The organism is candidate division WOR-3 bacterium, from assembly GCA_016926475.1.
In the GTDB taxonomy this organism is placed as follows: domain Bacteria; phylum SDB-A; class SDB-A; order SDB-A; family SDB-A; genus JAFGIG01.
Genome location: JAFGON010000005.1, coordinates 1 through 6619, shown reverse-complemented (window position 1 = coordinate 6619; position 6619 = coordinate 1). Strand labels below are relative to the sequence as shown.

The following is a 6619-nucleotide window of genomic DNA, read 5'->3' as shown; positions in this document are numbered from 1 at the left end:
CGATAGCATACGAACTTTCGAAAAAAAAATTCAAAAAAACTGTCATACTCGAAAAAGGCACTGTGTCTTCGGGAAGCACTGGAAGGTGTGGAGGTGGCATAAGAGCTCAGTGGTCAACCCCCGAAAACGTCAGACTCGCGATGGCTTCAGTCAAGAGATTCAGGGAGCTGGAAGAAGAGCTCGGAGAACAGACTGAGTATGAAGAAGGCGGATACCTCATTCTCGCGCATTCGGACGCTGAAATAGAGCAGTTCAGAAAAAACGTTCAAATGCAGAAAGCTCATGGACTCGAAGTCGAAATTCTGACACCGGAAGAGACAAGAAAAATCGTCCCTCTTCTGAACACTGAGAAAGTAGCCGGTGCTACATGGTGCCCCACCGACGGTTCTATAAATCCTTTTCTGATAAATTTCGCTTACGTTAAAAAAGCCCTTGAAAACGGCGTTTCTCTTCAAACGAGAACCGAAGTTCTTGGTATAAAGTCCTCTGATTCAAAAATCCAAGGAGTTGAGACTTCACGGGGTTTTATCCAAACCCCAATTGTCGTAAACGCCGCCGGCGGGTATGCCGCTGACGTAGGGAAAATGGCGGGTTTAGACCTTCCCCTCGCACCTCACAGACACGAAATTCTCGCCACTGAACAAATAAACAGATTTTTCAGGAACATGATAATGTCGTTTGAATACAATGTATATTTCAGGCAGGTCAGAGACGGGGGAATTGTTGGCGGACAGACAAACCCCGGTGAAAAGCCCGGTAAATCCTTGAAATCAGGCATCGCTTTTTTAAAAGAAATGTCGGTCAAGTTAAACCATTTTATACCTGCTCTCGGAGACGTGAAAATTCTAAGACAGTGGGCTGGTCTGTATTGTATGAGCCCTGACGCCCAGCCGATATTGGGAAAAGTTTCTGGAATTGACGGATACTTCCAGGCCTGCGGATTTTCAGGACACGGCCTGATGTTAGCTCCCCGGACTGCTCAAATTATGGCAAACACGATAACGGATGAGGCTTATTCCGACTCCGACCTTGAAAGGCTATCTCTTGAAAGATTCATAAAAGGTTCGTTTACAATGGAGAAATCAGTGGTATGAAAATATCACACAGACCCAAAAGAGTCGAAGAGACAATCGCGAAAGAGTTTTCTACTATTCTCGATTCTTTCACGAGAAAAATGTCCCTTTCCATGACTACAGTGACGGCTGTCATGATTGACAAAAGTTTGAAAAACGCCAAAATTAAAGTCAGTGTTTTGGGAACGAAAGAAGAACAGGAAAAAACTTTTAACCACCTGAATCTACACAAGAAAACATTGAGGTACCTTCTGGCGCAAAATATAAGAATAAAATACATGCCTGAAATTCATTTTGTGCTGGATCAAAGCAAAGAGATAATTGAAAAAATTGAATCACTGTCTAAAGAGGAAAATGATGGAAACTGAACAAAAAAAAACTTTTCCGTTTCTTGCGGAAATTGGTATGCCTTCGGTCAAATCCGCCGATATTTATACTCATTCATCTCCAGACGGCGACGCTATAGGATCGTCGCTCGCGTTGGCTTCGATCCTCGAAAACGCCGAAATCAAGGCAAGATTATTCTGCGAGGGTCCTTTTCCGAAAAAATATTCGTTTCTACCGATCTCAAAATTTTCGACAACACCTCCAACGTCATTCAGCGAATCAGCTTTTTTTCTCGACTGCGGAGACACGAGAAGACTTGGAGAAACATTTTCGAAAATCAACAAATTTTACGAATTGAAAATCGACATAGACCATCATGTCGACAACAAACTTTTCGGAGACTTGAATGTCGTCGACCCCAACGCTTCTTCAACAGCGGAATTGTTGGCAAGCATTGTTCATGATGATTTGATAGACTCCCAGATTGCGAAATATCTTTACGTGGGAATTATATCCGACACCTATGGATTTTCTACTTCTACTGTGTCTTCTAAGACTTTTAAAATCGCTTCCAACCTGCTTGAAAAAGACATCAGTTCAAATGTTATATGGAAAGAAATCTTCAGGTTGCCTACGAACACCTTCTTGTTCTATGCGGATGTCCTAAAATATTCTGAAAGGGACAGAGAGACAATATTTTCAAAAGTGACAAAAGACCTTATGGATAAGTATTCTATTTCGGAAGAAGACACTGAAGGGCTCGCAAACTATCTGCTACAGCTAAAAGACATAGACACAGTAGTCCTTTTGAGAGAGAGAAACGGTTCAACAAGGTTGAGTTTCAGGTCTTCAGGTAAAAAAGACGTGGGAGAAATTTCAAGGAAACTCGGCGGAGGCGGGCACAAGTTCGCGTCAGGGGCGATAATCGATCAGGATTTGAATCAAGCTCTTTCGACGGTAAAACAGACTTTGATGGTATGAAACTATTCAAGGAGGACAAATGGATCCGATGATCATAATTCTTTCAACTGCTGTAGTTGGAACTCTTGGGCTATCTTTCGGCATAATATTGAGCACGGCTGCAAAAAAATTAAAAGTTGAAATTGACCCGAGGGTTGAAGAAATACTCAAATACTTACCTAACGCCAACTGTGGAGCTTGCGGCGCTCCGGGCTGCGCGGGTTTCGCACAAGGTGTCGTAGAAGGAAGATTCTCGCCAAATGGTTGCATCCCAGGGGGTGCCGAAACATCAGAAAAAATTGCTCAAATCATGGGGGTAAAAACTGAAGCAGGAACTAAAAAGATCGCTTTTCTTCTCTGCGGCGGCGACAGGGAACAAAGCCCTGATATATGCAGATACGAGGGAGTCAAGACATGCCGGGCCGCCAACCTTGTCATCTCAAGCATGAAATCCTGCGTTTATGGATGCTTGGGTTTCGGCGACTGCGTCGCCGCCTGTCCATTTGACGCCATACATATGGGAAAGAAAGGTCTTCCTGATATTGATCCGTTGAAATGCACGGGTTGCGGCAAATGCGTCGAAGCGTGCCCCAAAGGAATCCTAAAACTCTATGATATACATATTCCCATCGTCATAAGATGTTCTAACCCGGAAAAACTCAAAAACGTTAGAGATGTCTGTAAAGTGGGGTGCATCGGATGTTCTATTTGTGTGCGAAAAGCCCCAGAAAATTCGATGGAAATGGCGGGTAACCTTCCGCAATTGAAACAGGGGTATCCCACCGACAAGACTCTCTGGCAAGAATCCATTAAATCATGCCCTACCAAATGCATAACCGAAGGCGTTTGAGATGTTCCGCCTTCTAATAGACCTTGGTCCTATAAAAATCTACAGTTATGGCTTTATGCAGTTTCTTGCGTTTCTCGCGGGAATCATGCTCGCCAAAAAAAGAGCTTCCAAAAACGGGATTACCCCGAACCTGATTTACGACCTTTCATTCTGGATTCTTATTGGAGGAGTAGCGGGAGGAAGGCTTTGGTATGTCATTGAGCATTTTGACTATTTCAGAGCGAATCCCTTTGAAACCGTCCAGGTATGGCATGGCGGAATGGTAATATACGGAGGGCTCATCCTCGGTTTTTTAGCCGGCTTTATTTATCTTAAAAAAAACAAAATCGGTTTTTTGAAAATTGCCGACATCGTCGCTCCATCTATAACATTCGGTATTTTTATCGGTAGAATAGGTTGTTTTTTGAACGGCTGCTGCTACGGACTGCAAAGTGAAAAAATTGGAATAGTCTTTCACGATCATTCCAACAGCGGACTTCTCCCCGACGCTCCAATCGGAATTAAAGTCATACCGACTCAAATCTTTATGTCGATTTCGGCTCTTTTTCTGACTATTTACCTTTTGTTGCTCGACAGAAGAAAAGTATCACAAGGTGAAACCTTCTGTTGGCTGACAATATTTTACGGGATTCACAGGTTTTCAATAGATTTTCTGAGGCATTATGAGGGCAACGCTTTGGTGTTCAAATACATAACCCTTTCACAATTTTTCAGCCTTATCCTGATCGCTACCGGAATCACTCTGTTGTCTTTTATCATTCTAAGAAATAAAAAACTTTGAACGCGATAGACATAACAATTTTAGGCGCATGCGCCCTTGCTATTTTAGCGGGAGCTGTACTTGGAATAGTGAGGTTGGTTTTCTATCTCCTCGGTTTGATGGTCGGAGCTGTTGCGGCTTCTTACGCGGACACTTCGGTGAATTTTTCTCCCTGGCTTTCCCATGTTTTATCCTTATCACTCTGGATAGCAGTCAGTTTCTCTTTCGGAGCGATAGGTTTTTTTCTACATAAAAAACTCAAGAATATCGGAATCAACCCGCTTGACAGATTTTGGGGGGCTGCCTTTTCGACTATCGCGGTTTCGATCGCTTTAATAGTAGCCCTTTCCTTTGTAAAGTCTATTTATCCCCCAGCCGTCGAAATCATTGAAGATTCTTTCGCCGCAAATTTTTTGCTATCCATCCAAAAATCTGTTTTTACCAGTTTAAACAGGTAAACAATTTCCCGAAATTCGCCTGAAAGTCGACCTCCGGACTTGTCATTTTGGTTAATTTGAATATATTTACTTATTTTAAGGAGGTTTATATGCAAAAACACGAATTCAGAACCGAGACAAAAAAACTTCTAGATATAGTAGTCCATTCCCTTTATTCGAAGAAAGATATTTTTCTCAGAGAGCTTATATCCAACTCGTCAGACGCAATAAACAAACTGCGGTTTCTCGCTCTCACTGAAGACAACGTCGTGTCTTCAAACGAAAATTTCAACATAGAAATTATACCCGACAGGGATAAAAATACACTTACCATTAAAGATAATGGCATAGGAATGACAAGAGATGAAATTGACATTAATTTGGGCACCATAGCCCGATCCGGAACAAGAAATTACCTTGAAGGTCTCTCCCAGAGCGACCTCAAAGAGCTTCCTGATCTAATAGGCAAGTTCGGCGTAGGTTTTTACAGCGCTTTCATGGTGGCTGATAAAATCGAAGTCAGGAGTAAGGGTTTCAAACCTGACGATAAGGGAGTTTTTTGGACTTCTAACGTGGATGACTACACTTACGAAGTTTCAGAAATTGACAAAACCGACAGAGGGACAGAAGTCATACTTCACCTCAAAGAAAGCGAAAAGGAATTTCTCGAGGACTGGAAAATATCCGAACTAGTCAAGAAATATTCCGACTTCGTCGAATACCCTATAACTCTTAATACCGGTAAAGAAAAAAAGAAGATAAACTCGCAAAAAGCACTCTGGCAGATGAAAAAAGATGAAATTGAAAAAAAGGAATACGACGATTTTTACAAATCTATGACGTTTGATTTCAAAGATCCCCTTTCAGTGGTTCACTACAAAGCAGAAGGCACTAACGAATTCACAGCTTTGGCTTTTATACCTTCGGAAAAACCTCCATTTACGTTTTTTGAAGACATGAAATCAGGCATGAATCTATACATAAACAGAATCCAGGTTTTATCCCACAGCGAAGAACTCCTGCCTCACTATCTTAAATTCGTATCCGGAATAATTGACAGTTCAGACCTGCCTTTGAACATATCGAGAGAGATGCTCCAGGAAAACCGAAAACTTATGCAGATAAAACAAAACCTGACAAAGAAAATTTTAGGCGAACTCGAAAGTATAAAAAAAGAAAGGCTGGACCGTTATGTTAAATTCTTTGAAAATTTTGGCAACTACCTAAAAGAAGGCGCGGTTCAAGACGCCTCAAACAGAGAGAAACTGCTTGAACTCCTGATTTTCCATTCATCATCTTCACAGCCGCATGAATTTACAGATCTGATTCAATACACATCCTCCATGCTAAAAGACCAGAAAGAGATCTATTATCTCGTCGCGGAATCAGATGATCTGGCCAGAAAATCCCCTGTCCAGGAGATGCTGAAATCCAAGGGTTTTGAGATATTGTATCTTGAGCCCGGAATCGACGAATTGTTAATCCAAAATGCTCCCCAGTACAAAAATTACGAATTTTGCAATATAGCAGAGGAACATGATTCTCAAAAAGAGGAAAATGCATCCGAAGACTTTACTCGTTTCAAGGGTTTTATCGAATGGGCAAAAGATGTCCTTAAAGACGACGTCAAAGATGTCAAATTATCTGATAAACTCCTTGAAAGTCCGGCGTGTCTCACGCGAGAAAAGGGGAGTTATTCTTTTAACCTCGAAAAGGCTCTGCGGGATATAAACAAAGGCATTCCGGCTTCCAAACCCATATTTGAAATAAACCCAAAAAATAAAATCATAAATAACCTTCTCAATATGTTTGAAAAGGACAGATCGAGCCTCAAACTCAACCAGAGTTTATCGCTTCTTTTCGATTTGTCTCTTATGCAGGAAGGTTCTGATCCCAGGGATGTGCCCAAATTCGCCGATAATTTGCTTTCTTTTATGTCATAATTTTCAAATGCTTTGTTTAACTATTCTCTTCTCTAATGGTATGAGCTCTGCTTGATTCCGCTTTGTGGTTTTTACTCTTTTTTATTTTTAAAGACAATTTACACCACGAAACCGTAAAATAACACTACCGTGTTCTTCTACTACACGAAGCCAGTCAAGAGCAAAGCTCTTGACTTCACACGAAGTTATAAATCTATATTTATAGGAAATGGTTTTTGGGAGAATTCAGATGAAGCTCGCTCAGAGAGCGAGCTTCATCCCTTACAAAT

General features: G+C 41.5%; 7 protein-coding genes. All 7 read left to right on the top strand.

The annotated features are described in order from the left end of the window. A partial coding sequence (locus tag JXA84_00370; GenBank protein ID MBN1149658.1) for an FAD-binding oxidoreductase occupies positions 1 to 1094 on the top strand: 1094 nt, incomplete at its 5' end. Further along, entirely contained in the window at positions 1091 to 1441 is a 351-nt protein-coding gene (gene rbfA, locus JXA84_00365) for a 30S ribosome-binding factor RbfA (protein ID MBN1149657.1), read from the top strand. The genes JXA84_00370 and rbfA, both read left to right, overlap by 4 nt. Further along, the gene (locus JXA84_00360; GenBank protein ID MBN1149656.1) at positions 1431 to 2381 is read left to right on the top strand and encodes a DHH family phosphoesterase; all 951 of its coding nucleotides are present in this window, start codon (positions 1431 to 1433) and stop codon (positions 2379 to 2381) included. The genes rbfA and JXA84_00360 overlap by 11 nt, the downstream gene beginning before the upstream one ends. Positions 2382 to 2400: 19 nt before the next feature. Continuing rightward, positions 2401 to 3210 carry an RnfABCDGE type electron transport complex subunit B gene (locus JXA84_00355; protein ID MBN1149655.1) on the top strand — a complete coding sequence of 270 codons (810 nt, stop codon included), beginning with the start codon at positions 2401 to 2403 and terminating at the stop codon, positions 3208 to 3210. 1 nt (position 3211) lies between these two features. Further along, on the top strand, positions 3212 to 3991 hold the full coding sequence (gene lgt, locus JXA84_00350) for a prolipoprotein diacylglyceryl transferase (protein ID MBN1149654.1): 780 nt from the start codon (positions 3212 to 3214) through the stop codon (positions 3989 to 3991). Further along, the gene (locus tag JXA84_00345; GenBank protein MBN1149653.1) at positions 3988 to 4428 is read left to right on the top strand and encodes a CvpA family protein; all 441 of its coding nucleotides are present in this window, start codon (positions 3988 to 3990) and stop codon (positions 4426 to 4428) included. The genes lgt and JXA84_00345 overlap by 4 nt, the downstream gene beginning before the upstream one ends. An 89-nt stretch (positions 4429 to 4517) precedes the next feature. Then, a complete protein-coding gene (gene htpG / locus JXA84_00340) occupies positions 4518 to 6350 on the top strand; it encodes a molecular chaperone HtpG (protein MBN1149652.1) in 1833 nt (610 codons plus the stop codon). Positions 6351 to 6619 lie beyond the last annotated feature (269 nt).

What these genes read in the sequence shown, in the direction of transcription:
- htpG (MBN1149652.1), top strand. Translation starts at nt 4,518, where the DNA reads ATGCAAAAACACGAATTCAGAACCGAGACAAAAAAACTTCTAGATATA.
- rbfA (MBN1149657.1), top strand. Translation starts at nt 1,091, where the DNA reads ATGAAAATATCACACAGACCCAAAAGAGTCGAAGAGACAATCGCGAAA.
- lgt (MBN1149654.1), top strand. Translation starts at nt 3,212, where the DNA reads ATGTTCCGCCTTCTAATAGACCTTGGTCCTATAAAAATCTACAGTTAT.
- JXA84_00355 (MBN1149655.1), top strand. Translation starts at nt 2,401, where the DNA reads ATGGATCCGATGATCATAATTCTTTCAACTGCTGTAGTTGGAACTCTT.
- JXA84_00360 (MBN1149656.1), top strand. Translation starts at nt 1,431, where the DNA reads ATGGAAACTGAACAAAAAAAAACTTTTCCGTTTCTTGCGGAAATTGGT.